The organism is Shewanella sp. S1-58-MNA-CIBAN-0166 (assembly GCF_040310085.1).
Lineage (GTDB): Bacteria > Pseudomonadota > Gammaproteobacteria > Enterobacterales > Shewanellaceae > Shewanella.
In genome coordinates this window covers 46,447-73,325 of the sequence record NZ_JBEOPN010000006.1, presented here as the reverse complement: position 1 = coordinate 73,325, position 26,879 = coordinate 46,447, and the positions used below count along the sequence as shown (strand labels likewise).

General features: G+C 40.6%; 25 protein-coding genes. 12 read left to right on the top strand and 13 right to left on the bottom strand.

Annotated elements, in window-relative coordinates; all coding sequences use genetic code 11:
- The first annotated feature begins 162 nt into the window (after nucleotides 1–162).
- Nucleotides 163–1,296 carry an endonuclease/exonuclease/phosphatase family protein gene (locus AAEY99_RS05715; protein ID WP_351009597.1) on the top strand — a complete coding sequence of 378 codons (1,134 nt, stop codon included), beginning with the start codon at nucleotides 163–165 and terminating at the stop codon, nucleotides 1,294–1,296.
- Between the two features lie 159 nt (nucleotides 1,297–1,455).
- Here the strand turns inward: AAEY99_RS05715 and pepN are convergent, their stop codons facing one another.
- From pepN to AAEY99_RS05685, 6 genes are all read right to left on the bottom strand, one after another.
- On the bottom strand, nucleotides 1,456–4,119 hold the full coding sequence (gene pepN, locus AAEY99_RS05710; protein ID WP_350999034.1) for an aminopeptidase N: 2,664 nt from the start codon (nucleotides 4,117–4,119) through the stop codon (nucleotides 1,456–1,458).
- A gap of 76 nt (nucleotides 4,120–4,195) precedes the next feature.
- On the bottom strand, nucleotides 4,196–4,789 hold the full coding sequence (lpoB, locus tag AAEY99_RS05705; RefSeq protein ID WP_174839654.1) for a penicillin-binding protein activator LpoB: 594 nt from the start codon (nucleotides 4,787–4,789) through the stop codon (nucleotides 4,196–4,198).
- Nucleotides 4,790–4,838: 49 nt separating this feature from the next.
- A complete protein-coding gene (locus tag AAEY99_RS05700) occupies nucleotides 4,839–6,209 on the bottom strand; it encodes a COG3014 family protein (RefSeq protein ID WP_101085297.1) in 1,371 nt (456 codons plus the stop codon).
- Nucleotides 6,203–6,715, bottom strand: a complete 513-nt coding sequence (gene def / locus AAEY99_RS05695) for a peptide deformylase (protein ID WP_351009595.1) — start codon at nucleotides 6,713–6,715, stop codon at nucleotides 6,203–6,205. The genes AAEY99_RS05700 and def overlap by 7 nt, the downstream gene beginning before the upstream one ends.
- Before the next feature lie 233 nt (nucleotides 6,716–6,948).
- Nucleotides 6,949–7,161: a SlyX family protein gene (locus AAEY99_RS05690; protein WP_011638679.1), complete on the bottom strand. Its 213-nt coding sequence runs from the start codon at nucleotides 7,159–7,161 to the stop codon at nucleotides 6,949–6,951.
- A 35-nt stretch (nucleotides 7,162–7,196) separates the two neighbouring features.
- Nucleotides 7,197–8,165, bottom strand: a complete 969-nt coding sequence (locus tag AAEY99_RS05685) for a WD40 repeat domain-containing protein (protein ID WP_101085299.1) — start codon at nucleotides 8,163–8,165, stop codon at nucleotides 7,197–7,199.
- Nucleotides 8,166–8,333: 168 nt separating this feature from the next.
- Between AAEY99_RS05685 and fkpA the strand changes: the two genes are divergently transcribed.
- A complete protein-coding gene (gene fkpA, locus AAEY99_RS05680) occupies nucleotides 8,334–9,086 on the top strand; it encodes an FKBP-type peptidyl-prolyl cis-trans isomerase (RefSeq protein ID WP_101085300.1) in 753 nt (250 codons plus the stop codon).
- 277 nt (nucleotides 9,087–9,363) lie between these two features.
- Here the strand turns inward: fkpA and AAEY99_RS05675 are convergent, their stop codons facing one another.
- Nucleotides 9,364–10,329 carry a zinc transporter ZntB gene (locus AAEY99_RS05675; protein WP_502959494.1) on the bottom strand — a complete coding sequence of 322 codons (966 nt, stop codon included), beginning with the start codon at nucleotides 10,327–10,329 and terminating at the stop codon, nucleotides 9,364–9,366.
- Nucleotides 10,330–10,529: 200 nt separating this feature from the next.
- Here AAEY99_RS05675 and AAEY99_RS05670 point away from each other — a divergent pair, with 200 nt between their 5' ends.
- The gene (locus AAEY99_RS05670; protein ID WP_182743205.1) at nucleotides 10,530–10,901 is read left to right on the top strand and encodes a YacL family protein; all 372 of its coding nucleotides are present in this window, start codon (nucleotides 10,530–10,532) and stop codon (nucleotides 10,899–10,901) included.
- A gap of 85 nt (nucleotides 10,902–10,986) precedes the next feature.
- On the opposite strand, the gene AAEY99_RS05665 is transcribed toward AAEY99_RS05670, so the two are convergent.
- Together AAEY99_RS05665 and narQ are read right to left on the bottom strand one after the other, a co-directional pair.
- Nucleotides 10,987–11,616: a response regulator gene (locus AAEY99_RS05665; RefSeq protein ID WP_101085303.1), complete on the bottom strand. Its 630-nt coding sequence runs from the start codon at nucleotides 11,614–11,616 to the stop codon at nucleotides 10,987–10,989.
- The gene (gene narQ, locus AAEY99_RS05660; RefSeq protein ID WP_351009589.1) at nucleotides 11,609–13,324 is read right to left on the bottom strand and encodes a nitrate/nitrite two-component system sensor histidine kinase NarQ; all 1,716 of its coding nucleotides are present in this window, start codon (nucleotides 13,322–13,324) and stop codon (nucleotides 11,609–11,611) included. Before narQ ends, AAEY99_RS05665 begins: the two co-directional genes overlap by 8 nt.
- A 283-nt stretch (nucleotides 13,325–13,607) precedes the next feature.
- Here narQ and nrfA point away from each other — a divergent pair, with 283 nt between their 5' ends.
- The 5 genes from nrfA to AAEY99_RS05635 all read left to right on the top strand — a co-directional run bounded on the left by nrfA (nucleotide 13,608) and on the right by AAEY99_RS05635 (nucleotide 18,734).
- Entirely contained in the window at nucleotides 13,608–14,999 is a 1,392-nt protein-coding gene (nrfA, locus tag AAEY99_RS05655) for an ammonia-forming nitrite reductase cytochrome c552 subunit (RefSeq protein ID WP_174839653.1), read from the top strand.
- Between the two features lie 332 nt (nucleotides 15,000–15,331).
- A complete protein-coding gene (gene glnK, locus AAEY99_RS05650) occupies nucleotides 15,332–15,670 on the top strand; it encodes a P-II family nitrogen regulator (protein WP_011636110.1) in 339 nt (112 codons plus the stop codon).
- Between the two features lie 10 nt (nucleotides 15,671–15,680).
- Complete coding sequence (locus tag AAEY99_RS05645) at nucleotides 15,681–16,931, top strand: ammonium transporter AmtB (RefSeq protein WP_101085306.1); 1,251 nt, start codon at nucleotides 15,681–15,683, stop codon at nucleotides 16,929–16,931.
- A 152-nt stretch (nucleotides 16,932–17,083) separates the two neighbouring features.
- On the top strand, nucleotides 17,084–17,416 hold the full coding sequence (locus tag AAEY99_RS05640) for a hypothetical protein (protein ID WP_392341409.1): 333 nt from the start codon (nucleotides 17,084–17,086) through the stop codon (nucleotides 17,414–17,416).
- Between the two features lie 202 nt (nucleotides 17,417–17,618).
- Entirely contained in the window at nucleotides 17,619–18,734 is a 1,116-nt protein-coding gene (locus AAEY99_RS05635; RefSeq protein ID WP_392341436.1) for a tetratricopeptide repeat protein, read from the top strand.
- A gap of 5 nt (nucleotides 18,735–18,739) precedes the next feature.
- Here the strand turns inward: AAEY99_RS05635 and AAEY99_RS05630 are convergent, their stop codons facing one another.
- Nucleotides 18,740–19,582, bottom strand: a complete 843-nt coding sequence (locus AAEY99_RS05630) for a substrate-binding periplasmic protein (protein WP_351009586.1) — start codon at nucleotides 19,580–19,582, stop codon at nucleotides 18,740–18,742.
- A gap of 429 nt (nucleotides 19,583–20,011) precedes the next feature.
- Between AAEY99_RS05630 and aroG the strand changes: the two genes are divergently transcribed.
- Nucleotides 20,012–21,067 (top strand): 3-deoxy-7-phosphoheptulonate synthase AroG, encoded by a 1,056-nt coding sequence (gene aroG / locus AAEY99_RS05625; protein WP_350999047.1) that lies wholly within the window; start codon nucleotides 20,012–20,014, stop codon nucleotides 21,065–21,067.
- A 44-nt stretch (nucleotides 21,068–21,111) separates the two neighbouring features.
- Here the strand turns inward: aroG and AAEY99_RS05620 are convergent, their stop codons facing one another.
- On the bottom strand, nucleotides 21,112–21,288 hold the full coding sequence (locus AAEY99_RS05620) for a hypothetical protein (RefSeq protein ID WP_011636116.1): 177 nt from the start codon (nucleotides 21,286–21,288) through the stop codon (nucleotides 21,112–21,114).
- A 351-nt stretch (nucleotides 21,289–21,639) separates the two neighbouring features.
- On the opposite strand from AAEY99_RS05620, the gene AAEY99_RS05615 reads away from it, so the two are divergent.
- Both AAEY99_RS05615 and AAEY99_RS05610 read left to right on the top strand, forming a co-directional pair.
- Nucleotides 21,640–23,433: an ABCB family ABC transporter ATP-binding protein/permease gene (locus AAEY99_RS05615; protein ID WP_350979028.1), complete on the top strand. Its 1,794-nt coding sequence runs from the start codon at nucleotides 21,640–21,642 to the stop codon at nucleotides 23,431–23,433.
- Nucleotides 23,434–23,714: 281 nt separating this feature from the next.
- Nucleotides 23,715–23,963: a hypothetical protein gene (locus AAEY99_RS05610; protein ID WP_101085312.1), complete on the top strand. Its 249-nt coding sequence runs from the start codon at nucleotides 23,715–23,717 to the stop codon at nucleotides 23,961–23,963.
- 205 nt (nucleotides 23,964–24,168) lie between these two features.
- On the opposite strand, the gene AAEY99_RS05605 is transcribed toward AAEY99_RS05610, so the two are convergent.
- Together AAEY99_RS05605 and AAEY99_RS05600 are read right to left on the bottom strand one after the other, a co-directional pair.
- Nucleotides 24,169–24,360: a hypothetical protein gene (locus AAEY99_RS05605; protein ID WP_101085370.1), complete on the bottom strand. Its 192-nt coding sequence runs from the start codon at nucleotides 24,358–24,360 to the stop codon at nucleotides 24,169–24,171.
- 171 nt (nucleotides 24,361–24,531) lie between these two features.
- Entirely contained in the window at nucleotides 24,532–26,019 is a 1,488-nt protein-coding gene (locus AAEY99_RS05600) for an FMN-binding glutamate synthase family protein (protein WP_351009583.1), read from the bottom strand.
- A gap of 214 nt (nucleotides 26,020–26,233) precedes the next feature.
- Here AAEY99_RS05600 and AAEY99_RS05595 point away from each other — a divergent pair, with 214 nt between their 5' ends.
- Complete coding sequence (locus tag AAEY99_RS05595) at nucleotides 26,234–26,851, top strand: DUF5610 domain-containing protein (protein ID WP_162023830.1); 618 nt, start codon at nucleotides 26,234–26,236, stop codon at nucleotides 26,849–26,851.
- Nucleotides 26,852–26,879 lie beyond the last annotated feature (28 nt).

The following is a 26,879-nucleotide window of genomic DNA, read 5'->3' as shown; positions in this document are numbered from 1 at the left end:
AACGTCTAACTATTATGCATTACGCGTATTTGTGAATGTAGGTTCAGTTTTTTTTAGGTTATTTTGTTTATGTTGCATTATTCCTGGTTGAGGGGAGTTAAATTCGACAAATAACAATGTTGTCAGTACCCTTAATATAAGTTTTACAGAGAGCAAAATATTTTGGACGTAAACGATGTATCAACCGCTCCATCACCCGAGCTTACATTTAGTGTCGTAAGCATTAATTTATTTAACTTTATTGAACCGCCTCACGCCTACTACGACTTTGAAAACATCTATAGTGATAAGCAATGGCAAAAAAAATGTGCATGGTTAGGTGAGTTTATTAGCCACAATCAACCTGACATTATTGCTTTTCAGGAAGTGTTTAGTCCTGATGCCTTAGCTAAGCTGACTGAGTCGTTGGGTTATGAATATTTTGTGGCGCTAGATTTACCCGAGGTAGTAAGTGATTATGTGTACCGCAGCCCTGTGGTCGCGATAGCATCAAAGTATCCTATTATTGATTCAGCTAATGTCACCCCAGATCCGCAATGGGTCAGCCAGTTAGGTTTAGCGGAGTCATTTAGTTTTAGCCGTAAACCGTTACGGGCTACGATACAGTTACCAGTATTTGGTCCATGTGATTGTTATGTCATTCACCTTAAGTCTAAACGCAGTGGCGTGAGTCGTGACGATATCAGTGAAAGTGGCTTACATGGCGGTGCTGATTTTGTTGCACGGCAAGTGCTTGGGCGTTGGGCATCCAGTTTACAGCGCGGCAGTGAATCAGCTCTATTGTGCCATCAAATGCTGATGAGAAGACAGCAAACTCAGCAGCCCTTTATGTTGATGGGTGACTTTAATGACACCATGGGCAGTGAACTCTTAGCGGCATTTAATAATCAATTACGCGTGTATCGCAGTGATATTGAAGACCCTGGGCTGGCTAAACTAGGTGAAACCTCATTAATGGCAGAGTTACAACAAAGCAGTTTGTTTGACAGCTATGAGCTGTTTATCGCCGCGACTAAGTGTAACGCGACATTGGCCCTGGATGAATTTGAGTCAAGCTCACTAGTGGATGAGCAACCGCATCCTGCTAGGCAGCCGACACATTACTATGGCAACAGTGGCTCAGTACTTGATTACATATTAGTCTCAAGTGAGTTTAATCCGACTCAGCAGCAAAACCTCGCTCATATAATTGATTATAAAACGTTTGATCGTCATCTAGTTCGGCCTGACTATGAACGCGACAGCGACAGTACCGATCATGCACCAGTGATGATGAGCTTTTGCGTGCGCACTTAGTGAGTGGCAATGATGATGTTTATAGATGGATTATTGAAAGTGATCGCCACATAACTTGCTAAGTGTCGGCTCCATTTGGTCAAGATAATAAAAAGCGCTGATAAATATCAGCGCTTTTTTAGATTTAACGTAATTGATTTACCGTTGTAATGGGTAAGCTTACTGTAATGTTTGTTTGATTTTTACGCAGCGTTGTTCTTGTTGACGGGTTTCGAGTAGCGCGCGTCTCACCAATTGTGATAAACCCGTTTGTGTATCTAAAACGTGGCTAATAGCATCTATGTTTGTTGCACTACAATCGGTCGGAATTAATTGCGCCGCAAAACTGCGCATAAATACCGGACCTTTATCGTCCATTAGCGGCAAGTTGGCAAAGCGTTGTTCTGCCGTTGCGGCACTTAACAGTTTTTGTTCAGCCGGATAGATATTGTACATTGCGACGCGAATTTTTGAGAACGCCATGCTGTCATTGTTTTCAATAGTATTTAACCACTGACGCTTAAGCGATGACTGTGGGCGGATAACCTCGGCTGCAATCGCGGCTTTTTCACCAGAGTCAGATTGATCAAGGTGTTTTTCTTGGGCGAGTAGCGCCTGAGCATCACCGTAATCATAACGGTTTAATTGGCGGATCATCGCCCAGCGTAAATCTTGATCTATGCTTAACCCTTTTATATGGCTCTTACTTTGCAGTAATGATTGGATATGTTTTAACGCATCGCCATGGCTAGATAAACTAATATAAGCATCGAACCAACGGCGTTGAAAATCACTATTACGGTAGCTTTCCATACTCATCCGCAGGCTCATTTGGCTAAGTGCCTTAGATATTTTACTGTTGTAAGCCGCATTAGCTGGCGCCATTAAATCAAGATAGTTCTTAGCACGCTGCAGATTACCAAGTACTTGACCTAGAATGGTGTAGTCTTTTTCGAGTGGCGCATTAATTAACGCGATATTTAAAAACTGATCCAATGATGTCTTACCATCAATCACACTGTCCCACATGCTTTGCCACAACATAGAGCGTAATAGCGGATCGGTTACTTGACCTAAAGACTGTTTGGCGGTGTTAAATGAGCTAGAGTCTAGCGTTACTTTCACAAATCCCCAGTCATCGTAGTTTGGATACACTAAATCAGGACAAACCTCGCCAATTAACTGATCAACTTCGGTATAAGCGCCTTTGTATGTCACCGCAACCACTTGTTGTTTTTCTATGCCATATCGAGTTTTGTTGAACAACCCTAGTTGTACTCGTTGTTCACGTAGCGTTGGATGTTGTTCATCATCAGATGTTTGCACTAACCCAAACGAGTCAATTTGACCTCGCTGACAAGTGTACTGAGCTTTGATGGTATTTACACCCGCCGCGTACAACCATTCTTTGGTCCACAAAGACAAATCACGACCACTGGCCTTGGCTAGACTGTTGATAAAGTCATTAAGCTCAGCATTTTGATAACTGTATTGTTGTAAATATTGGCTCACTCCACGGCGGAAGGTTTCTTCGCCGAGTAAATGACGTAATTGCTTGATGGTCGATGCGCCTTTTTGATAAGTAATGGCGTCGATATTATCAAAGGCATTTTGGCTGGTGGCCACGGGCACTTCAATTGGGTGAGTCGTGACTAAACTATCTTGATGGTAAGCAGCTTGTTTACCAGAGGCATAAAAAGTGCGCCATGCATGACTAAATTCAGTGGCTTCACTGGTAGCAAGGGTGCCCATAAATGAGGCAAAGCTTTCATTTAACCATAAGCCATTCCACCACTTCATGGTGACTAAGTCGCCAAACCATTGGTGCGCCATTTCGTGCATGATAACGCCTGCTAAACGTTCTTTTTGTTCGGCAGTCATCTTGGCATTAAATAAGAAACGGTCTTCAGAAAAAGTAATCGCTCCTGCGTTTTCCATTGCGCCATAAAGAAAGTCAGGCACTAATACTTGGTCGTATTTTTTAAACGGATAAGCAATACCAAAGTAGCTATCAAAAAAGTCTAAACCTTGCTTGGTATAAGTGAACCAATCTTGAGGGGTAACTTGGTTGGCCACAGACTGACGCGAAAATAAACGCATCGGATAACGGCCTGAATTATCTTCCCAAACATGGTACGGACCTGCGTGCATAGAAAAGTTATATGGGCTTAATTTTGGGGTAGCAGGGAAGGTCCATAAGTTAGTATCGCCTTGGTCAACCACATTGGTTTCACGCATGGCACTGATCACTTGCCAATCTTTGGGTGCATGGACGTTAATCTGATAACTGGCTTTAAGATCCGGTTGATCAAATACTGCAAACATTTGCTGGGCGGCTGCAGGTTCAAAATGTGAATACAAATAAACTTTACTGTCTACTGGGTCGACAAAACGATGTAAGCCTTCGCCATTGGTACTGTGTTCTCGAGTAAATTCAACCTCTACAGTGTTGTGACCATCAACTAATAGACTTTGATTTAACACAATATAAGCGCCATTGTAATTAGGATATACCTTGGTTCCGTTAACAATAAATTGCTTAATATTGGCTTTGTTAAGATCAAGCGTCAGTGATTTTGGCACGCTGCTTAAGTCAAAGTGAACAATCGATTTTGCACTGAATTGGCTGTGCTCACTTAAAAAGAAAGTTAGCTCATATTGTGCATTTGATACCACGTTGGATCTTGCTTGTGCTTGTACTTGGCTTATGTAGGCAGAGCCATCCCGTTGCAAGGATGATGTTGAAAGTGAGCTGCTGCAGCTGACAAGGCTAGCACAACATAATGCGATGAGACTGGTTTTGATGACCCGAGGACTAAACAATTCAGTGGATAACAATTTCACGTTAGTGTTCCTAACTTTTTATTTGATGTATGAAAAAGCCGACAACAATGTCGGCTTTAGTGCTATGAGTAGTGATTTATAAGCCTAAAAAAGACTTTGATTTCATTTTACGGATTTCTTTTTCATCTGACCATTCAATTAAGCCAGTTTCAAGATCCATTAACCGCATGGTCATTTTGTAGTAAACATCTTTGGTGCTGCCATCTTGTTTAACGATGCTTGATAAGTTGCCATAAAGCATATATTGCGCGCCAATTTGACGGCCAAATTTAATTGCCGTAGATGGGTCTACCATGCCAGCATTGTTTTGATAATCAAGTTGTTTGCGTACAGTATCAACCTTAGTCATATCAATAAAACGGAACTTACCAGAGCGTAATAGTTTATTGCTAATGGTGTCGGTCACTGATTCTGTATCGATATGTTCAGAAGTTTTATTTTTAATTTTATCCACAAATACAATCGGGCGGTTGCTCTGTGTCATTACCACAACAGGTGGGAATGCCATCATGCTGTCGACCATTTTTGCTGCGATGACTTGCAGATCAGTTGAACCGAAGTTTTCGTTAACGGTTTCGACTTCCGTCGCGTCACCATACTCTACTTTAGATTGACAGGCGCTCAGCCCCATTACTGCAGCTAATACAAATATCAGTTTCAAATTTTTCATAGTAAATTCCATTGGTGATGAGTGACAGTTGATAAGCAATTATCGTCTATCAGATTATTATCGAATAAAAACGGGTACGATTTCCAGTCTCTATTGCCCAAATTAATGTTGTACGGTTTGGTTTTACGTCAATATTTACATTTTGGCTGCTATTTAAGCGAACATTATAGCTGCCGGCATCGATAAATTGTCGAGCAATTTGAGCCTGACGTGGCAGGGTTAACCAACTTCTACGGTCGGCTTGCTCGGTGATAACATTAAATATTTGCATTACCATCGCAGCAGCATCAACTTGATTATTGGCTCGTTGACTACTGTTTTGTACACTGCGATTCATTTGGTATTTAGCATAAACTCTTGCGGCTTGTCGAAACAACGCAGCGGGTAAATCTTCTTTTAAGGCATTAATGGCTAACGCATCAATGTTAGCAATAGTTTGTGCTGTGAGTGGCGCGTCTAACCCTTGGATTTGGCTGTTATTGACTAACTGACGTTGTGGTTGATAGGTCGCTAATGACGCGGATTGGATATTACCGTTAAGTGGAAAAGGTACCGTAATACTCTGTTTTTCTGGTACAAAATCACGTTCAATAATAAACACAACTTGGCCTTGGTCGGGTGTAGGCATTACCGCCTCTCCCCAGCGACGTTTAAATTCGTCGTATTGAGGCATCCCCAGTTGTTTAGCTAAACGAACTAAATCTTGCTGTAAATACACATTGTCTGGGGTAATTTGTGCTGCTTTGCGATAATCAATAAACGCATCATTAGGCTCGTTGGCGAGCTCGTGCAACAAGCCAGTAGTGTAATAGCTGTAAGCGTTTAGAAATGAACTGGTGACATTGCCGGCTTCTTTGCTTAATTGGGCTACTTGCGCGTCAATGGTGCCATTGGCCATGTCTTGCACTGATTTTTGTGATTTCTGATAGCGTGCTTGTTCCATACTTTGCAATTCATTACTGCGGCGAACTTCTACTAATGCCCCTTGAGCGTCGCCACTAAATAAATAATTAAGTGCCTGATATTGATGCAACATAATACGCTCATAACCCGGACCTCGATAAGGAATGGCATTATCGTTGAGTAAAAGACTGCTCGCCCCTGCACCTAATTTACTGGCACTCACGATGGCTTTATCATCAAAAACTTGATAATCGTCAATGGCTTGTTGGTAATAGGTTTTACTGCCGCTAAAGTCACCCGCAATTTGCATAATACGCCCAGACTCTTGGGCGTAAAGTAAGCCATCATTGCCGCTAATATTGTCGGCCAAATCAGTGATTTTTGCTGTTGGTGAATCGCTATTGAGTTGTTGCTTGTATGGCGCTATTTGCGATGGATAGTTAACAAATACACTATTAAAGGCACAACCGGATAGGCCAATAATGAGACTCAACCCAATACAGAATGTTCTTAACATTGTGGCACCAGTATCTGAGGTGTCATGAGGTTGACCCGTTCAAGTAAAGTAATACCCTGCAGGTGGTCATATTCATGTTGAAAAATACGCGCAACAAATCCCGTTAATGTTTGTTGATGTAACTGGCCATCAAGCGACTGATACTGAACTTCTATTTCGCTGTGTCGCGCAATAGATAGCCGCTGACCTGGAATGGATAAGCAACCTTCTACATCTGTTTCTGTCACGGCAGATGCCGATAGAATCTGTGGGTTTATGACTACCGTTGGAGGCATTGATGGCGCATGGGGATAACGTTCGTTAGGATTTGACGCCATGATAAACATTGCTACGTTGCTGAACACTTGCGTTGCCGCAATACCGACGCCATTTGCATTTAGCATAGTGCTGAGCATGTTATCAGCTAAGGTATGTAATGCGTCGTCAAACACCGTCACTGGCTCAGCAATTTGAGTCAGTATCTGTTCGCCTGTGGTAGCAATGCTGAGTAGTGGCTTTAGCTGCATAGGTGACGGCTGTCCTTGTTATTCGCGTTAGATGACGACCTAGGTTAATCTTATTTATGGTTTAAATTGTTATGAGTAAGCAAGGTTATTACTTGCATAGTCTCATTCTATGGTACTGACCATTCACTCGATTTCAATACAGTCTATATCATATTTGCTGAATATAAGCTGACTATAAGCTGACTATGATAGCAGTCAAAGTATCCTAAAATATCTTGTATGGTCGCAAGGCTTTAGTAATGTGGTGGTGGAGTCTCTTCGGCAGAAGACGCCATGTTACTAGGCTCAATAGAATGCAGTTTATTAACCATTAATAGCATTTGCTGTTGCTGTCTGGCAACTAATGCATTGAGTTTTATCACTTCTTGGTTTAACTCTTCAATGGAGATATCTTGAAATGATAATTTCATTTCAAGATCATCAATCTTTTGTAAAACGCTTTCCATGTCGACCTCTTATTACTGAATTATTACATTAGTTATTACTGCCAATATTCAACTAAACCTTGGCTGCTAATACTGACTATCGAGCCAGGTGCTATCATTGCGGCAGAGTATACTACAGCGCCTTTGTTTTGGGTGTTTTTACTCAATTGAACTTGCCAGCGAGAAAGTCGTTTACCTGAGTCTATTTGCCATAAAAAGATTTCTCTTGATGGCGTACCTGTGAGTAATTGCTGGTCATTATTAACAAAGCGAGCACTTGAAAAATTCATTTGGCGTCGATTAATATCGAGATGACTTATTGGTTTACCGGTATCCGACTGCCACAGGGTGGCATTACCAGTGATATCGCTTGCAAAGCTGAGAGTCGCTGAATCGTTAATCGCCACTTTAGTGATGCGGGATGTTAACTGCCATTGTTGTAATGGTTGACCCGTTTGGGCTTGCCAAAGTAATACTTTACCATCATTCCCGCCGCTTAATGCTGTATTGCCATCGGCACTAATAGACACGCTATTCACTTTTTCTTGATGGCCCAAAAATTGAATTAAGCGTGATTTTTCAGGTGACAATGACATCACAGAGCCATCGACTAAACCCACAAGGGTTTGCCCTGTATTAGCGATGGCGACACTTTGCGCATAAGAAGGCAAAGACCACCATCCGACAGATGAACCATCGGTTAATCGCCATATTGCAAGTGAGTGGCTGCTAATTGTTGCAGCATAAAGGCTATTTGCTGATATCGCAGTATCAATGACGTTACTGGTATTTTGTTGTTGGCCTTGGAGCCACTGGTAAGACAACGTTGAGTCAGTAAGATCCCATACCTGTACGCCATTATGAGCCGTGCTAACCAAGGCGATGGTTGCATCATTTGACAAACTTGCACTATAACTGGCATCAGTAGTGATGACCTTAACTTTCGTCGCTGTTGGTTGGCATGCAGATAATAGGCTTACTAAGACTAGAGTTGGCCAAAAAAACAGCATTGGAACGCGTATCATGAACTTGCTCCTTGAATTATTGTCCTAAACCTTGTCATATAAGGTTTACCCAATGGTATAACCGTTTTAACTAGTATAAAGTGGCAAGAGAACATGACCAATTAAACATCTCATTGATTGAATGTATTAAGGTTATTGTAACCACTATAGGATGCTGAGGAAGCTTTAATGAAATCTATTTACAAATTATCGTTAGTTGCATTAGCCGTTGTTGGCCTTACTGCGTGTAATCAGGAACAAGACGTTGCTCAAAAGAAAGTTGAATTGACAACTGACGTTCAAAAAGAAGCATATAGTGTTGGTGGTTCAATTGGTAAGTACATGTCTGGTCACATTAAAGAGCAAGAAGAATTAGGCTTTGCTGTTGACCGCGCGATGGTGATTAAAGGCTTTAGCGATGGCTTAGGCGAAGAAATGCAGTTAACTGAAGAAGAAATGCAGACTGTATTACAAAACCTAGATAAAAAACTAAACGACAAGCGCTTAGAGCAAGCTGAAACGTTAGCTGCTAAATCAATTGCAGATGGCAAAAAATTCTTAGAAGACAATAAAGCCAAAGAAGGCGTAACCACGACTGAGTCTGGTTTACAGTACGAAGTATTAGAGGCCGGTAGTGGTGAAAAGCCTGCTGCTGAAGATACTGTTGAAGTTCATTACCGTGGCACGTTAATTGATGGCACCGAATTTGACAGTTCATATGCTCGTGGTGAAACGGCTAAGTTCCCACTAAACCGTGTTATTCCTGGTTGGACTGAAGGCGTACAGTTAATGCCTGTAGGCGCTAAGTATAAGTTTGTTATCCCATCAGAATTAGCTTATGGCGAACGTGATACTGGCACTATTCCTGCTAACTCAACATTGGTTTTTGAAGTTGAATTAATGTCAGTAGAGAAAACACCTGCTGCAGTAGAAACTAAGTAATATCAACATTGTTTCAGTCGTTAAAAGACTGATAAATATAAATTAAAAAGGACGCTTCGGTGTCCTTTTTTGTTTACAGTTAAATTTGCTTAGAATGGCCTTGGATAAGTGATTAACTCCGTCGCTTTATATTGCTCAACGTTAGTCGTATCTCGTTAGTCGTTTAACGTTAGGTAATACCAAGTTAACTCCGCTAATCATTACGTGCAAATTAGCCGCTCCTGACGAGTAGTTAACCCTCAGCAGATCAATGTCCATCATGTATATTAGAGACGGATTATAGCCATTTCAAACGGTAGAATAAGTACATTTGCAAACCTATCAGCGCAAACAATCCGCCACAGAATGCGGCAAAAGCCCAATTTGATTCAGCGCCAGGTATTCCGCCAATATTGACGCCCAATAAGCCTGTTAAAAAACCTAATGGTAAAAATACCGCCGAAATCAATGATAAGAAATACAGTCTCTGATTCACTTGTTCTGACTGTTGTGATTGAAGCTCTTCCTGCGTAACGCTGGCTCGATCGCGTATTGCATCAAGATCTTCTATTACTCGAATAAGGGTTTCGTGTATTTCACGTAAGCGGACTTTATCATTGTCGTCAAATAGTTCGCTGGCTTCTTGTAGCATACGAGAAAATGCTTCTCGTTGGGGCGCGAGGTAGCGACGCAATACTACGGTTTGTCTGCGCAGCTCGGCAATGTCAGTACGTAAGGTTTTGTTTACTTGAGTGACAACGCGTTCTTCTAATTCATCGAGCTGCTCTTCCAGTTTGCCAATAAACTCCACTTTACGTTGCGTCAGACGCTCACAAATGGCCATGATAAACGCTGCACTATCAACCGGACCTTTGCCTTGTGTTATCGCATCGGCAACATCAATCACCGATTGTAACTGGCGCTCGCAGGTTGAGATGATCTTGTGCTCTTCAGCGTAGATCCGCACTGCGACCATGTCTTCTGGATCGGAGTTTGGGTTTAAATTAACTCCTCGTAACGCCAGTAAAATTCCTTTGTCGGAACTTAATACTCGTGGACGAGTATCAGTGGCCAACAGAGTATCCATCTCAACCCTCTGTAAGCCGGAGTTGAGGATCCATTTACGAGCTTTAGGTTCACGATATCGCAGATGTAACCACAACAGCCCATCAGCAGGCTGCCATTGTGCTATTTGTTTCGCGGTAAGTGACTGGCCAGCATTGGGGCCGGTAAGCAATAAACTGTATATAAAACCATTATTCATTATTAGAGATTCCATGTGATCACTATCGCAATAATTTACGCTATTTTTTTATCTAGCCCAAGTTTAAAACCACCTTATAAAATGAAATCCTTTATTTATCGTGCATTTAACCATCAAGCGCAATATTTGCTTAACTAACGAGCAGCAGAGTGGCCGTTCATCGGTTAAAATAGAAAAAATGCTAATAAAAGAGTACTAGTATGGAATATCAATTTCGTCGAAATCGCCTAGAAGGCACGGTCTTTGCTGAATTTAGCATGGGTCATGAAGTGTTAGGCAGATGGTTTGCTGAAGAGCTTGGTGATGACAAGAGCAAAGCTAATCATATTCTAGCCCAGATAGTGTTAATCAAATCTGGGGCGCTTAACCATTTGCGGGATATCGGTGGAGAGTTAACTATCGACATCGACTTTGAGCAAGTGAGAGTGTTTGCCAGTGTGATTGATTTTGAGGAAGAGCACTTATTAGAAGACTCCATGAGCCTGTATAATGCGGAATCTGAGTCTTATTGTGGTCTGGAAGACTTTGAGTCAGTGCTGCAAAGTTGGTTAGCATTTATTAACGATAAATAACCCATCTCTTAATTCTAGTGGATGATAAATAACAACAAAACCACGTTTAAGTGGCCTTGTTGTTAAATATGATTTTGATAGTGGGCTAATTGTTAAGGTAGCGTACGGCCATTTCTGTGCGAGATTTTGCATTTGCTTTACGCAGCAAATTCTTCACATGAACTTTAACAGTGCCTTCGCTGATGTGTAAGTCTTCGGCGATCATTCGATTACTTTTACCTTCCGCCAGCTCCTGCAATATTTGTAATTCACGCGGGGTTAAATTCTCTATCCAGCTGTTGTCGTCAATGGTATTTTTCAACTCATAAAGATAAGCTTCTACTTCATCACTAATGACTCGGTGACCCAGCATGGCTTTTTTGAGTTGCTCTAACAGTAAATCAGGCTCAGTGTCTTTGAGTAAATAGCCGTCAGCACCCGCTCGCAGTAGTCTAATGACATCTTGTTTAGCGTCTGAGACGGTTAAAATCACAATTCTTGCTGTTACACCTTCTTGACGCATAGCATTGAGAGTATCAAGCCCAGACATGCCTTTCATATTCAAATCGAGCAAAATAATATCGGGTTCATCTTCGGCTACGGCGGTAAGAGCTTCTAGTCCCGTGCCCGTTTCACCAAAAAGCGAAAAGTCACCGTCGGAGGTGATTAATTGGCAAATACCACGGCGTAATAATGGATGATCATCGACAACAAGTACGGAATACGGCTTACCCATTTAAAGGCTCCTGTTGAGGTGGAAAACTCAGCGTAACAGTAGTACCGCCGAGCTGGTTACTATTGAACGAAACGATACCATTCAGTTTGTTGGCGCGTTCATGCATGATGCCAATACCGAAATGCTGATCTCGTTCAGCTAAATGTGTCACGCCAATGCCATCATCACATATTGTAATAGTAATCATGCCATTATCTGTTAACTGACAATCTACCACTATATGAGCAGGGTTAGCGTGTTTAATTGCATTTAATGTCGCTTCACGAATTAATTGTAAAATATGAATGTGTTGTTTAGCTTCAAGTAAATGTGCTGATATCTTGTAATTCAATTGGATATTGATATTCGTTTGATGACGTAATTGATCCAACATAACTTCAATAGCTTGACTTAAATTAGGCTCTTTAATGGTTAATCTAAAGGTTGATAACAGTTCACGTAATTGTACATAAGCAGTACTGACACCTTCATTAATCTCTGTCAATTGACCTTCTACTTCAGGGCTACGACAACTGTGAGCAAGACTTTTACGTAATAAACTCACCTGGATTTTCAGAAAAGATAATAATTGCCCAATTGAATCATGTAATTCTCTAGCGATGACCGCACGTTCTTCCAGTAGCGCCAGTTGCTGCCGTTGTTCAGTAGCATTATGGATAGTAATTGAACGGGTTAACATCATGGCGAAGTTTTCAAACAATAATTTATTCAATGGCTTATTAGATATTACATCTAAATAGCCCATTTGGGTCTTTTCTATTAATAGCGGAAACTGTACCGATTCAGTGGCTAACTCATCAGGCCAGCCGCCTTCAGCTTTAATAACGTCTTTAGAGCCATCATCATGCTCAACGACTAAGCGAAGAAAGGTTAAGTCTTCATAATATTTCAGCTGATTGATTGCAGATTGTAATGCTTTATAGTCGAGTTTATCAGCATGTAACATGAGTAGATTGTCGTATAAAAACTTTAGCTCATTGTTTGCTCGGGTTAATGCCAAGGTTTTTTCGTTCACTTGGTTTTCTAAATCTTCATATAAATGGGCTAATTCCGCTGCCGTCTTTTGCAGTGCATTACCTAGAGCCGTCAGTTCTATATAACCCGTTTTAGGCATCTCAACTTTGAAGTTACCTTTCGAAATAGTTGCTGCGCTATCCATCAACAATTGCAATGGTTTAACAACCCGTTTACGTGTGAATACTACGGCAAAGAAAGCGATAACAAGTAAAATAAATAAGCCGATAATCTGCCCAATAACCAATAACTTTAATTTAAAGGCCGCGAACAATTCCATCTTTAATACCAAGGTATCAATGGTGTCGACAAAGTCGGTTAATGAGGCTGAGTAAAGTCGCGTATTCCCTTCTTCAATATACACTCTCATCACTTGCCACTTGTCGATAACTAATAAATATTGGTCTCGCAGCTCTTTGGGGCTATACCACTGAAGAGAGCGTTTAAGTGCTTCTGAACTAAGTGTATTTTCGAATGCAGTAATTTTTTCATCGGTATTACTACTGCCGGCATTGGTATACAACAACAGCCTATAACTTTGCATTCGCAGTGAGCCCGAGGCGTTGATGCCTTTGGCATCGCCTAAGCTGAAGGTTAAATTGACGATAGAAAACACCGCTAAGCTTGATGACAACAAAATTAAAATGAGCATTAAACTTAAAATGGTGGAAGTAAGGCTGCCACGAGTAAACATAAAATCCTGCTGTTGATAGCGATTAGTGATTAAAAATAAGTCAAAAGTACTGTTTTATATGATGTCCAATAGTGTGTTCTACATTAGGTATGGGTTGATAACATTAACAAGTTTACAAAACTGTGAAATACATCCTGTTTACATGTTGATCTGGCGCAAACTTTCATCGCTATACCCCATAAGGGGTATATTTAAAGCGGTGTTAAATCGCTAACTTTGACTTTGGAGATGTCGTGATTATTAAATTAAATATAATGTAACACGGAGATAAAGGGTGATGAAGATGAATATGAAATCAATTGCACTGAGTGCAGTGATGGCAGCCAGTTTTTTAGCTGCTGGCGCAATGGCGAGTGATAAAACGGAGCCTCGAAATGAGGTTTATAAAGATAAATTTTCTAAGCAATATGACAGCTGGCATGCAACTGATGAAAGTAAAGAAGTTGTCGATATGTTAGAAAAAGTACCTAGTCTAGTCGTATTGTGGGCAGGCTACGGCTTTGCTAAAGATTACAATGCACCACGAGGTCATATGTATGCGGTTACTGACGTAACGAATTCATTGCGTACCGGTGCGCCAAAAAATGCTGAAGATGGTCCAATGCCAATGGCGTGTTGGAGCTGTAAAAGTCCTGATGTGCCTCGTGTGATTGAAGAGCAGGGCGAAGATGGCTATTTCAGTGGCAAGTGGGCTAAAGGCGGTCCAGAAATTGTCAATGTTCTTGGTTGTGGCGATTGTCATGAAAAAGGCTCATCTAAGTTACGTATGTCTCGTCCATTTGCAGAGCGCGCAATGACAACATTGAATACTCCATTTGATAAAGCTTCTCGTAAAGACAAGCAGTCAATGGTGTGTGCTCAATGTCACGTAGAATATTATTTCGAGAAAACGGCTGAACGTCCTGGTTTCGTTAAATTCCCTTGGGATATGGGTACCACTGTTGAGCAAATGGAAGTGTATTACGACAACATGGAGTTCTCTGATTGGACTCATGCTGTGTCTAAAACTCCTATGCTAAAAGCACAACACCCTGGTTATGAAACTTGGAAAATGGGTGTTCACGGTCAAAATAACGTGAGTTGTGTTGATTGTCATATGCCTAAAGTGACTAATGACAAAGGCCGCAAATTTACAGACCATAAAGTGGGTAACCCATTTGATCGCTTTGAAGAAACATGTGCAACTTGTCACAGTCAAAGCAAAGAGTTTATGGTTAAGCAAGTTAATGAAAGCAAACAGAAAGCACAAGACTTAAAAGCACGTGTTGAAACTCAATTAGTTAAAGCTCACTTTGAAGCTAAAGCTGCGTGGGATGCTGGTGCAACTGAAGTTGAAATGAAGCCAATCCTAATGGATATTCGTCATTCACAGTGGCGTTGGGATTATGCGACTGCATCTCATGGTGCATCATCTCATGCTCCTGCTGAAGTATTACGTATTTTAGGTACTTCATTGGATAAAGCAGCTGATGCTCGCGTTAAACTTGCTCAGTTACTCGGTGCAAAAGGTGTTAAGCAACCAATTGCTTACCCTGACACTTCAACGAAAGCAAAAGCACAAGCAGCATTAGGCATGGACATGAAAACCATGAATGCTGAAAAAGCTGAGTTTAAGAAAACACTGGTGCCTAAGTGGAAAGAAGAAGCTAAAAAGCGCGAAGCGACTTATAAATAAGTTGTACTTAGCATAAAAAATCTCCTCAGGTGCAAGCCTGAAAAATCTAACAAACAGCCCTCATTTGAGGGCTGTTTTTTTATCTGTGTTATGTAGAGATAGTGCACCGGCTTCTTGCTGCTAGGTAGCATGAAAGGTGGATGATTTGCTGCACCAAAACGATGCGTCGATGTTTCTTGTGCACTTGATTGGTGCCTTAATGTTAATAAATAAAAGAGTAAATAAAATAAAAGCTATATATAACAGCGTATTGAAAAAGTGGCCTAATGATTGAATTAACTCATCAAACAAATTAATAACAATTACATTTTTTCACACTTTTGGAGGTCGAGATGAAACTCGTCAGCGCTATCATCAAGCCATTTAAATTGGATGATGTCCGTGAAGCCATTGCAGGCATGGGCATTGAAGGTATGACTGTTACTGAAGTAAAAGGCTTTGGACGCCAAAAAGGTCACACTGAACTTTATCGTGGGGCAGAGTATCAAGTGGACTTTCTTCCTAAAGTAAAATTAGAAATTGCCACCAAAGATGAAAATTTGGACATGCTTATTGAAGCCATTACCAGTGCTGCACATACCGGCAAAATAGGTGATGGAAAAATTTTTGTGACTGATTTAGAACAAGCGATCCGTATTCGTACGGGTGAACTTGATAACGAAGCATTATAAGGTGGCTGCTATGGAAGAATTAACTCAATTAGGCCTGACGGTAACTGAACTACGTTTTGCATTAGACACGTTCTATTTCCTCATTTCAGGTGCGTTAGTTATGTGGATGGCAGCGGGTTTTGCCATGTTAGAAGCCGGCTTAGTTCGCTCAAAAAACACCACTGAAATATTAACTAAAAACGTGTGTTTATATTCAATTGCATGTGTGATGTTTTTATTCGTCGGATACAACATCATGTATGTCGACAATGTAGAAGGTGGTTTTATTCCTTCTTTTGGTTCGTTAATCGGTTCGCAAGCCGATGGTGCAGACCATGCTTTGGAATCAGACTTTTTCTTCCAAGTCGTGTTTGTTGCTACGGCAATGTCGATAGTATCTGGTGCTGTGGCTGAACGGATGAAGTTATGGTCTTTCTTAGCTTTTTCGGTCGTCATGACCGCGGTCATTTATCCTATTGAAGGTTACTGGACATGGGGTGGTGGATTCCTCTCTGAAGCTGGTTTTGTTGACTTTGCTGGTAGTGGCATTGTGCACATGGCTGGTGCTGCAGCTGCAGTATCTGGTGTGCTGCTTCTTGGTGCTCGTAAAGGTAAATATGGTGAAAATGGCCAAGTTCATCCTATTCCAGGCTCTAACTTACCAATGGCTACTTTAGGTATGTTCATTTTATGGATGGGTTGGTTTGGTTTCAACGGTGGTTCACAGCTGTTGGTTTCTGATGCTGAAAACGCCAGTGCTGTCGCTAAAATCTTTGTAAACACTAACTCTGCCGCCGCATTTGGTGCAATCTCAGCGCTTATTGTGTGTAAAGTTGTTTGGGGTAAAGCTGATTTAACCATGATTTTAAACGGTGCGTTAGCGGGTTTAGTGGCAATTACTGCTGATCCTTTATCACCTTCGTTGTTAATGGCCGGTGTAATTGGTTTGGTTGCTGGTGCAGTTGTTATCTTCTCAGTGATTGCATTTGACCGAATTAAAATTGATGATCCAGTCGGTGCCATTTCGGTGCACGGTGTTGCGGGATTCCTTGGACTAATGTTAGTACCATTATCAAATGCCGATGCTAGTTTTGGCAGTCAGCTATACGGTGCTGCGGTTATCTTCATTTGGGTATTTACCACATCGTTACTGGTATGGTTTGTATTAAAAATGACTATGGGTATCCGTGTGACAGAAGAAGAAGAGTACAACGGTATGGATGCTTCTGACTGTGGAGTAGATGCTTACCCTGAGTTTGTGAGTGTGAAAACCGCTGGCTAATGAGTTAATTAGCTAACATAGAAAACAGAACCTTAGGGTTCTGTTTTTTTTTGTAGATTAATAACGTTATTACTGACTCAATTGAGGTAAATAAAGGGCCATGTGCCAGCTTAACGTATACACTATTAGATGATGAAATCTGTGATGAGGTGATGATGAAACCAATACTGATAAATTTATTAATGGGATCTTTGTTATTAAGCGCAGCAAGCTATGCTGGCACCGTTGTGGTGCGCCAGTCATCAACGCCTTTTGATGCTTTTGCTGTTCGCGACAGTGTATTACAACAGCACGAATGGCAAGAGTTGTTAAGACAGCAACAGCAGATAATGATTTTGCAATCACTGCCTATTGGTTGTTTAGCCGTGACGTCACCATTTCATTATTTTAGCTGTGGCAATCAATTTTATCGTCCCTACGAATATCAAGACACACAACTTTTTATCCAAATAGATCCTCCTGTTAGTGTAAATCCTCCTCAGTAGCTAATAAGCCATTACAAACTTGTAGTGGTTGTTTTGGCCTAATGGGCATCTATTGACTATGCTTTTAGATAGCGTATTCCTATCTGAGGGCTGAATAATGTTTACTCATCACCCAAAAAAGACAGAGGTTAATTCCTTTGCCAAGGATGACCACTTACGACTTCAATGGACCCATCTACTGCTTATTGTTTTACTTTTCAGCATGAGCGCTTGTCAATCAACTCAGCCCCAAAACAAAGCAATCAAGATTACTGACCTATTTCATGATGAAATGTTCATGCCTGTTGAGACTGTGGCTATTGATGATATTTATCGTTTACCTGATAAGTTTGTCGCACAATTTAGGCGACAGTTTCAAGCAGATAGTACTCTTCGCAGTCAAAATATTCTGGCTAATGAATGGTTGGCTCAATATATAGGCGCACAAGATGGTGGTTTTGAGTATCGTGATAATGTTACCCGCTCAGCCAGTGAAACGGTGCTTAATCGTCAAGGTAATTGTATGTCTTTGGTTGTGTTATCGGCGGCGTTGGCTGATGCGTTAAATGTGCCCGTGGAGTTTAATGACATAGATGTAGAACCCGTTTGGGATAGGCGAGGTGGTTTTTATTTAGTTAATGGTCACGTTAATTTACGTTTGTTACCTCCAAGGGCTAATAACACTGTGTTATTTAGAGGTACTGATGTTCTAGTGGACTTTTTGCCTGAACGCTCTGTGCGTGCGTATCATAAAAAAACAGTTAATAAGCGCCAGCTAACCGCGATGTTTTATAATAATATTGCAGCAGAAGCGTTAATTAAAACTGATTTTGATGCGGCTTATGCACTGGTTAAAAAAAGCATTCAATTGGATCCGCAATATGTGGCGGCCATCAATACTCTAGCGGTTATTTATCGACATAAGGGCTACGAAGTTGAGGCTGAATATGCATATCGTTTAGCGTTACAAATTGACTCGCAAGATTTAACCACATTATACAATTTGGCGTTGATTTTAGGTGAACAAGGGCGTTTAGATGAATGGGCGCAAATACATAAAGTGCTTGAACTCGCGAGAATAAATAATCCGTTTTACTATTTTGACATGGCTCAACAAGCGTATTTTGATAAGCAATATCAAGATGCACTCATATGGTATAAACGAGCAGTTGATAAAGCGGATTATCGTCATGAATTTTATTTTGGGTTGTCTAGGGCTTATTGGGCAACAGGTGAAGAGCGTCTGGCTGAGAAAAACCTTAAACGTGCGTTAGCCTTAAGTGATAGCAATAATAAGCAACGTTACCAAATTAAGCTGCAAGCGTTTAAACAAAATTAGTACCTTTAAGGTATTTGATACTGCGGTTGATAATTGTTTTGTTCAGCTAGATCGAGTATCTCTTGGTAGCGATATGACTGTTTGAGTGTAGTAATGGCACTATCTACTCGGTTAGTCGTTTTTTGATCATAACAGGCAATTTTACGTTGAGCAGGGTCAAAGAGTGCCACTTCTGTTACTGGTATGCTGGTATCGAGTTTTGATTTGAGTAAATGACGATAATATTCAAATATTCGTCTTTCTAAAACAATGACCTCCACATATCCATTAAATAACATCACCACTTGGCTTTTCTGATTGGTGATTTCACTGTAGTTAGGGTTGGCATTCGCGATGTCTTTAAACTCATCACCTAAGTATTGTTTTGAATTTTGGAATCCTAAAATAGACAATGCGCTAAGATCGGTAATTTTTTCAATCTTAAGGTTATTTCTAGATAAGTAAAACACGCTATTTTGATATTCAAGCAAGCTCTGTGTATAAAATAGTCCTGCCACGTTATCGGGTGCATTGATCATGCAGTCTATTTTATTGGTTTTGACTAGGCGCTGCGCACGCAAATTAGGCGCATGCACAATCTCTTTTATGTCTATATTTTCACTGTCCAGAGCAGCCTTCAGAAGGTCATACTGCACACCAGTGTTTTCATCGGTAAAGAAGTAGGGTGCAATACTGTTACTGGTAGAGAAACTGATGCTATTAATGATCGGAATCAACGTTGTATGGTAATTTTGCGAGTGGAGTTCGACTAATTCGTGCGTATCATCGATGGGATCTACTGACGTGGCAATCGCAGGATTGCAAAGAGTTAACAATGAACCTAATAAATAAATATTAAAATATTTCAATCTGTTATCCTCCTCTGGATAGCTTGCCAAGTATTAAGTTACTCATCTTCCTTGTGTTGAGTTAATGATGTTAATCATTAAAGTAAAGCATATTAATATCATCAGAGTGTCTTTTTTATAAGACAGTTTATGTTAGTGATATTTGGTGCTAAAAAATCAATGTATAAGTGTATTTCATACTCGGTTTACGGGGTAGCCAAGTGAGCTCAGTTGCTATTGCTTCCTATTACGTATTCCCAATCACATACTGATAGTCACTACTATCGGCACTGATGAATAATACTTGATTGATTTGTCGATAGATACTGGTTAAATTGATGATTCATGTTCATTTTTTCGATGGTTTTTTATCATTTTTAATGAATCGTATCAGCTGATTTATTTTATTGAATCAGACTCATAAGACGTTTTGCCGGAGTTGTAACCACTATGCATTATCAAAATGACGATATTCGTATCGATGAAATAAAAGAATTGCTTCCACCCATTGCGATTCTAGAACGATTTCCGGCAACCGAACATGCATCATCAACTGTTTTCAATGCGCGTAACAGTATTCATCAAATTCTAGCCCGTAAAGATGATCGCTTATTAGTGGTGATTGGCCCTTGTTCAATTCATGATCCTGTTGCCGCCTTAGAGTATGGTCAACGCTTAGTTAAATTGCGGGAACAGTATAAAAATCAGCTTGAAATTGTCATGCGAGTGTATTTTGAAAAGCCGAGAACGACAGTAGGTTGGAAAGGGTTAATTAATGATCCGTATATGGATAACAGTTTTCAATTAAATGATGGTTTACGGACCGCTCGTAAATTACTCGTTGATTTAAATGACTCTGGTATACCAACAGCAGGTGAGTTTTTAGATATGATCACGCCTCAATATGTTGCTGACATGATGTGTTGGGGCGCTATTGGTGCACGTACTACCGAATCTCAAGTACACCGTGAACTATCATCGGGGCTATCTTGTCCAGTAGGATTTAAAAATGGTACCGATGGAACCATTAAAGTGGCTATTGATGCCATTGGAGCTGCGAGCGCTCCACATCATTTCTTGTCGGTCACTAAGTTTGGTCATTCAGCCATAGTGTCAACCAAAGGGAATCCAGATTGTCATATTATTTTACGTGGAGGTCGGGCGCCTAATTATAGTGCCGAACACGTGTCCGATATTGCCAAGCAGCTGGCTAAATCTGGTTTGATAGATAATATTATGATTGATTTTAGCCATGCTAATAGTAGTAAAGATTACAAGAAGCAGATGATGGTTGCCGATGATGTTGCAGGGCAAATATCTCAAGGTAATCATGCTATTTTTGGTGTGATGGTTGAAAGTCATTTAGTTGAAGGACGCCAAGACCTTATTGAAGGTAGTGCATTGTGTTATGGACAGAGCGTAACAGATGCTTGTATCGGCTGGGATGATACAGAGTCACTTTTAGCAACACTAAATAAGAGTGTACTTGACCGTCGTAAAGCTTGATATTTGATTAGTTACACCTAAAAAAATAAGGCGCACAATGCGCCTTATTTTTTTATATGTTGTACTAAGTATTCATTGGCCTTAGCTAAACTGCCAAACGCTGAAATAAGATTATCACGCCCTTTATCTTGCAGTTCAGGGTTACCTGATTCAATCATCATCCATACCCATGTTTGTATTAGTTGTAATGGTGGGTATTGAATTTTCGAGCTATCCAACATAAAGCATCCTTTAAACTAGTAAATCGTTGTTTGTTTATTATCAAACAGGCGTTTATCTGTGCTTGAAGAGTAACAAATTCTGCCAACAGAAATAACTCTATTTAGCTTAAAAAAGCATAAAATGACTAAAAAAATTTAAAAAGTAGTATTTTAGTCTGTGTAATTTTATTCATTGATAGTTCTAAAGTACTATTTGCCTGGCGCTCAAATAGCCCTTTTATGATAAACATGAGTGTGGACTTAATCCATAGTAATGTGACCGATGTCTGATTAGAAAATGACATATAATAAGACAATCAATATTAGGTCGTGGCGAACTGCCTATAGCAGTGGTAATTAATTGGAGCATAAATGAGACCTTCTGCGTATTTCGAAGGCCCGGTAGGGAAGTTAAATTGGCATGTTTTAAGATTATTATGGCCATATTTATTAGAATTTAAAGCACGAGTGTTGTTAGCAATGATTTGCTTAATCGTTGCTAAAATTGCGAGTGTTGCACTGCCATTTATTCTGAAAGAATTAGTCGATACGCTTGATAAGCAATCTTCAGCCCAGCTCATCGCAGTTCCTGTTGGATTGGTGCTAGCTTACGGCATGGTACGTTTGCTGAATGTTATAATTGGCGAGATAAGAGATACGTTATTTGGCCGTGTTACCGAACGCGCTATTCGCCGCCTTGGAAGAGCCGTTTTTGAACATTTACATCGGCTCGATCTTGATTTTCATTTAGATCGCCGTACTGGCGGCCTGTCTCGTGATATTGAACGCGGCACAAGTGGCGTCAGTTTTTTAATGCGCTTTATGGTATTTAATATTGTGCCAACCCTGCTTGAGATTGCCTTAGTGATCGGTATTTTCTTTTATAACTATGGCGCCAGTTTTGCACTGATCACTTTATTTTCTGTGGTGGCCTATATTGGTTATTCAATTGTGGCGACAGAGTGGCGCACGGGTTATGTGCGCGATGCTGCGAGAGCTGACTCGCTGGCTAATACGCGTTCAATCGATAGCTTGTTAAATTATGAAACTGTAAAATATTTTAACAATGAAGAATTTGAGTCACAACGGTATGATTCCGCACTTGAACAATGGGAAGTTGCAAAGCGAAAAAACCGTTTATCATTGTTTGCTCTTAACGGTGGACAAGCATTAATTATTGCTGTTGCGATGACGGCTATGATGGCGCTGGCGGCTTATGAAGTGAGCCAAGGCTCGATGACAATTGGTGACTTTGTTCTCATTAATGCTTTTATGATGCAGCTGTTCATTCCATTAAATTTTTTAGGCTTTGTTTACCGTGAGATCCGTGGAGCATTAGCCAATATTGAGCGTATGTTTGATATTTTAGACAAACAACCACAAGTGTTAGACCGCGTCGATGCTATTGAAGCCAGTCCAACTGTCGGGGCAATAAAGTTTACTGATGTGAGCTTTCATTACGACCAACGCGCTATTTTAAACAGCGTTAGTTTTGATGTGCCAGCAGGGAAAAAAATTGCCGTAGTGGGCGACAGTGGCGCAGGTAAGTCAACTATCATTAAACTGTTATTCCGCTTTTATGATGTTGACCGTGGGTCTATCACTATTGATGGTATTGATGTGCGTCAACTTAGCCAACAGGCCTTACGAAGAGCCATCGCAGTAGTACCGCAAGATACTGTGTTATTTAATGATTCTATTTATGAAAATATTAGGTATGGCCGCTCAAATGCTACCCATGATGAGATTCTCGCGGCGATTAAATTGGCTCATTTGAGTGACTTTATTGAATCATTGCCGGATAAAGGTAACACCAAGGTCGGTGAGCGAGGATTAAAGCTCTCCGGCGGCGAAAAGCAACGAGTTGCTATTGCACGCGCGGTGTTGAAAGGAGCGCCTATTTTAGTGTTCGATGAAGCCACATCTTCATTAGACTCACGCTCAGAGCAAGCCATTTTGAGCGCCTTGCGAGATGCAGCCAAAGGCCATACAAGTTTAGTCGTCGCCCATCGTTTATCGACCATTATTGATGCTGACCAAATCGTTGTATTGAGTAAAGGTAAGATTGTTGAACATGGAACTCATACCAGTTTGTTAGCTCAACAAGGGCTTTATGCTCGGCTTTGGCATATTCAACATGAACAAAAAGATCTGCCAAATGATTAAGGATTGGTCAATGGATATCGCGCTATGATGTTGTCGGGTAAAATACTGTCGTTGCCACAAATAAAAATCTCTATAGCGTAAACACTCAGTATCTGACTACTTTAACAGCGCTGAGTGGTGTTTAAATCGTCTGGATATATTTAACGCGAATGAATCTTTTGACGACAGTGATCAACGCAGTTAATCTATAGCCTAACTTGTGGGTTATTTATTCCAGATAACTTTATTTTTCACTCAATTGGATTTTATCAAAGGTGCGAATTCGTGTATGGAGGTGACTTGTGCATAATATTGCGTTAATTGCGGCGCTAGAAGGCACCCGACATCAAGTGACAACCGATTGGTTTGCTATTATGGCAATGCTTAAAACGCGTAACATGTCTGATGATGCTATTAAAATAGTTTATAATGACTTATGTGCCGGTTTGAGAGTAACGACTCGAGGACTCACTTTAGCTAAAGCAATGAACAAAGACCTTGATAAAAACATTATTAAACAAAGTGATGATCCGCAGGACATGCTTTCTTAGTTTACATCGCGTTAATCAACTTATGTTGGTTCATTGATTTGCATATTATGCAGATAAAGTGATATCAACGGATGTATTTTGACATGTTCAAATGACTTTAGTCGTTAGTATTTGGCTGGTTTACGGTATCAAATACTTGGAAGAAGATAGGAGTTATAGTGAGTTGATTCAATGGTAACGAGTGCTGCTACTAATGATCAAAAGCTTACTTTTTCTGCCAACCAATACAGACCATTTTTATGAGTGCAGCTGGAGAAGGATCTAAAGTTAAGCGTTTGATTTTTCCTTGTTCAAAACACACAAATTCACCTTCGATTTCTGTCATTCGATTACAGTTTTTACAGCTTAAACTTAAGCTTTTGACATTTAGATCTGCTGCATTCGTTTTTATGTTCAACACGAAATCCCCTGAATTGATGCCTCTTTAAAATCACATTAATACTGCTTATTGTGATCGATATCAAAGTATATTGTACACCTATTCTTAAATTCGGCAAAGTAATCCGCTGAGTGCACCTCAGTAATCCGCTCAGCGCACCCCAGTTATTCACTGGGGTTGAGGTTTAATTTATTGCATATGTCGGTAATGTTTATCGAGAGTGACCGCTACACCCGTTGATTGCACTATTCGGGCATGATGGCGAGTTAAGTATCTTGGGTCGGTTACACCACATGAATGTGCGATCATGTTTAAATCGTAATGTAAGAAATGATTGTAGTTTGCGACGCGTGCAGATTTATCTTTTGGATCCAAGCCTTTTTGCAATCGTATATTATGGGTCGTTATACCGGTTGGGCAGGTGTCTCGGTTGCACTGTAACGATTGAATGCAGCCCAAGGCAAACATGTTTCCGCGAGCTGAAGCAATAAAGTCGGCGCCAGTGGCTAATGCCCATGCCACGTATGACGGCATGATCATTTTACCGGTCGCAATCACTTTAATGCGTTGTTTAAAGCCGCGTTCATTAAGTAAATCAACCAGTAACGGTAAACTTTGGCGCAATGGTAAGCCGACATTATCCATTAAGGCTTGTGGTGCCGCGCCCGTACCACCATCTGAACTGTCTAAGGTAAAAAAGTCTGGCGCATATTCAATACCACGACGTTCAATTTCATCTAGAAATTCAGTAACCCATGACATGTCACCTAATACCGCTTTAATACCGGTTGGTTTACCGCTGATATCTCTTACTTGATTGATCATATCGACAATGTCAGCAACATTATGTAATTCAATGTGGCCATTGGGGCTTATGGAGTCTTGTCCTGCTGGGATACCGCGAATAGCTGCGATTTCTTCGGTGACTTTTATCGCCGGTAAAATACCACCTTTGCCAGGCTTAGCACCTTGGCTTAATTTAATTTCGAACATTTTTACTTCAGGATGAGCGGCAATATCGGTCAGTTTTTGTGGGTCTAAATGACCATGCTCGTTACGCACACCATATTTAGCGGTACCTATCTGAAACACTAAATCACAATGTCCTTTTAGATGATAAGGACTTAACCCACCTTCGCCAGTATTGAGCCAACAGCCTGCTTTTGCTGCACCATGGGATAGTGCTGTAATGGCTGGGCGAGACAAGGCACCAAAGCTCATGGCCGAGATATGGCAAATTTTATCGGTTGTGTAAGGGTGTTTACATTCAGGACCAATGATTACCGCGATGTTTTGGTGAGTGTCATGATCACTGACGGGGAATGCTGAGTTCATGAACATTACCGCACCCGGTTTATCCAGAACTTGTGTCGACCCAAACGCAATTGTCCTGTCAACATTTTTAGCTGCGCGATATACCCAACTACGTTCGGCTCGATTAAACGGCAGTTCTTCGCGATCTTGAGAAAAAAAGTATTGTCTAAAAAACTCACCTTGTTTTTCAAATATATATCGAAATCGACCGATAACAGGGTAGTTGTGTCGAATGGCTTGTTTGGTTTGCAATTTATCAGCGATAAACATGTAAATTACAGCGATCAGTAATAACCAAAATAACACTAAGAAAAGACCAGAAAAAATATCTATTCCCCACATGAACCAATGTTGTTGCGGCATGTTGTTATTCCTATTTGGCTATCAATCTGATTACCATATTACCATATTAGCAGATGTTCATTTGGGCAAGTTAAATTGATGATGTTAATCAACAGGCTATTCTTTAGTAAAATTGATATAAATAAATTTCTCTTAATTGTTTTAATTTATGACTTTAGAAATGAGTTTTTTGGTCGATAATTAAGCTATCGGTCATTGTATGCGAGCTAATATCATGGAAATTAAACAATCAAATAGCAGTAATGCCAGTCCACTGCGTGACAATAAAACAGTTAATACATCGCAAACTTCATCAAGCCACCAAGCTGAGAAAAATTCCCCGGTTGAGCCTAAGTTAACCAGCAATCAGCTAAGTCGACAAATGATGAATAATTCGATTTTAGCGGCGCAAGAAGAAGTCAGTATTGCTGCGGGTGATAAGTCTATGGCATTACTTTACCGTGCCGCGATTGAAGCTATTAATGAAGAGCTTGCGCCAACACTGGGGGAGAACTCAGTTCAAAAGAGTATTGAAAGTGGAGTGGATTACTCTCCTGAAGCGACAGCCGATCGTATTGTCAGCTTTGCGACAAATTTCTTCTCGGTACATCAACAACAAAATAAATCCATGGGGTTTGATGAGCAAGTTAGCAGTTTTATGGTGAAAATTGGTGATGCTATTGATCAAGGTTTTAAAGAGGCTAGCGATATCTTATCTGGGCTCAAGGTATTAGAAGGCGATATTGCAGCAGGAGTCGATCAAACCTATGAGCTCATACAGCAAAAACTTGCTCAGTTTCAACAAGACCGCCTAGATGCCCATTCAGCTAAGCAAGATTCATCAACTACGTAAACTTAGCTCTGTTCTTTTAAGTGAGTTA